The 2,586-nt window shown below is 62.3% G+C and carries 2 protein-coding genes; both read left to right on the forward strand.

All coding sequences use genetic code 11. From position 1 onward, the window contains the following. Positions 1 to 622: 622 nt before the first annotated feature. Positions 623 to 1,801 (forward strand): ScyD/ScyE family protein, encoded by a 1,179-nt coding sequence (locus tag R2855_20015; protein ID MEZ4533292.1) that lies wholly within the window; start codon positions 623 to 625, stop codon positions 1,799 to 1,801. A 247-nt stretch (positions 1,802 to 2,048) separates the two neighbouring features. Next, a partial coding sequence (locus tag R2855_20020; GenBank protein ID MEZ4533293.1) for a hypothetical protein occupies positions 2,049 to 2,586 on the forward strand: 538 nt, incomplete at its 3' end.

Consider the following 2,586-nt stretch of genomic DNA (forward strand, 5'->3'; position numbering starts at 1 on the left):
TGAGCCGTTCGCGCTCGGTGGGCGTCATCGACCTGATCGGCGTCGCCAACTCAGAATCAGGTTGCACGGATTCGTCCAGCAAGACCGTAACCATGCGGCCAGGTTGGCCATCCGGGATGCTTACTTTTCCGTCGGATTCGATGACGAGTCGATAGGATTGCATAGCGTTCCTGCCAATTCGATGTCGATGAGTATGCGGCACTCACCTCGCAAAGATTGTACCGCTCGCTCATCGGTCAGCAGGCGTGCTTCCCCGGCAGGCGCCGGGCGCGACGACTGATGTGCTCGACCGCCCAACTTCGCCAACAACGTCGGCCAAACCACGCGGCCAGGCGATAGAAAGAGACGGTATTGTCTCCACCCGTCACAAGAAGTCCGGGCGAACCACCGAACGCGTTGCTGCGATTTCCTCCTGGTACCGTCGGAAGGCCGCGTAGGGCGGCGGAATCCGGAATCGGTGCCCTGCGGAGCGGCGGAACGACGCGGGAAATTCAGTAGGAATACGGATGCGGCGCTGGCGGTTCCTCCCTAGGTTGTAGGTGGAACCCGAATGCACGCCGAACACGCACTCACCCATTCGGGTTTTTTGTCGTTTGTTGCTTCACGAATCGAGGAGGTCCCGATGCGCTTCGTATGGAAACTCAGCGTATTCGCCGTACTGTCGCTCCTGTGCGTGCTTGCTTCGCCTGCGGTCATCGCTCAGGACGCCACCCCGATGACCGGATCACCTGCCGCCGGAACACCAGTGGCCATGCCCGCGGGTGTCACCGTGGTGGCAAGCGGACTGACGAACCCGCGCGGCTTCACCTGGGGGCCAGACGGCACACTCTATCTTGCCCTTGCTGGCATTGGGGGCGAAGAGGTTGGCATGCTCGATGATGGAACCATCACGGGCATGATGGCCGGTCTCTCCGCCAGCGTTGCCACCATCGCGGATGGCTGCGCGACGCCATATGCCGAGAATCTTCCGTCGGCCTTTTGGCCCGATGCAGGATGGACCTGGGGTGTCATGGACGTTGCCTTCCTTGGCGACCAGATGTACATCCTCTCTGCTGGCGGTGGAATCGAAGGCGGTCTCCCCGACTATCCGAATGGGGTCTATCGCATCGAAGCAGATGGAACGGCAACCCTGGTCGCCGACCTGTCCACCTGGTTCCGCGCCAATCCGCCCTCCTTCCTGCCGCCTGACTATGGGCAGGATGGCTCGTTGTTCGATCTGGAAGCAGGCGATGGCGTGCTCTGGCTGACCGAGGCAGTGGGCGGACGCGTGATCACCGTTGCTCCCGATGGAACGATCACCCTGATCGCGGACCTTTCCGAAGCCCATATGGTGCCCGATGGTCTCGCGCTCGATGGGGAGGGCGGCGCATACGTTGGTCATGAGACCACGATTCCCTATCCGGAAGGAATGGCAAACGTGTTGCATGTTGCTGCCGACGGTACGGTCACCGAGGCCTGGACCGGGCTCACGGCCATGACCGATCTCGTCATGGGCCCCGATGGCGCCCTCTACGCGGCGATGATGGCAACCAATAATCTGGAAGAACCGCCGTTCCTCCGGCCGCACAGTGGCCAGATCGTGAAGCAGACCGGTCCCGACACCATGGAGCTGCTGGTCACCGATGTCGACTATCCGGTTGGACTCGGGTTCGGCCCGGATGGCGCGCTCTATCTGACCTATCCCGCCTTCGGCGATGGAACAGCCGAAGGGCAGGGCGCCCTGCTCCGTATCGATCTCACCGCGAATGCGCCGATCTCGCTGGCTGGGCTATCGAACCTGCCGTCCAGTTGCCAGATGTAGGCAGTCGCGGCAGGGTGACTTCCTGCCGTCGTGATGGTTCGGTGTGATCACATGTTGCATGCACGCTCCGCTCCCGTGATCAGGGGGCGGAGCCGATCCTGAGCATCATCGACCAGACAACCAACGAACGGAGCTGTCCATGAAGCAGATCGCCGTCTTCGGATTACTCGTGCTTCTAGCATGTGCAGGAAGCTCAACGGTCTCCGCCCAGGATTCCGCCGCCACGCCCGCCCAAGCGGAAGGGGAGGTGAGCGTCATTTCGTTCGACGTGGCCTCTCCGGCAGAAACCAAGTTCGGGTTTATCCGTACGACCATCGCCCCCGGTGGATCGTATTCCCTCTCTGCCGGCAGCGCGCCCGCCGTTCGCTATGTCGAAAACGGGACGTTGACTGTCGAGAGCGACGATCTGACGATCGTGGGGGCGTCTTCCGCGACACCGGCGGCAGCGTCTGCGGGAGTCGTCTCTCTCGAAGCAGGAACAGCGTTCGTGGTGGCGAAGGGAGGATCGGCTGAGTTGCGCAACGAACGCGCCGATCCCGTCAATGTGTTCGATTTCCTTTCCGCCACCGACGCGGCCGTCGCCGATGAGACCGACGTGACGCATTTGGTCCTGGCGCAACAGGATTACCATCTGCCAGCCGGGACGGTCACGGTTACGCTCGCGCGGACGACGCTCGACTCAGGAGAGCAGTTCGAATGGCCCGCCGATCCGGCGACCACGATGCTCTATCCGCTCGATCGCGCCGACGCCTTTCAGCTCACTGGCCAGGGATTCAATCGCGGCC

The organism is Thermomicrobiales bacterium (genome assembly GCA_041390825.1).
Classification (GTDB): domain Bacteria; phylum Chloroflexota; class Chloroflexia; order Thermomicrobiales; family UBA6265; genus JAMLHN01.

Coding starts and splice junctions, on each gene's coding strand:
- R2855_20015 (MEZ4533292.1), top strand. CDS start 623: ATGCGCTTCGTATGGAAACTCAGCGTATTCGCCGTACTGTCGCTCCTG.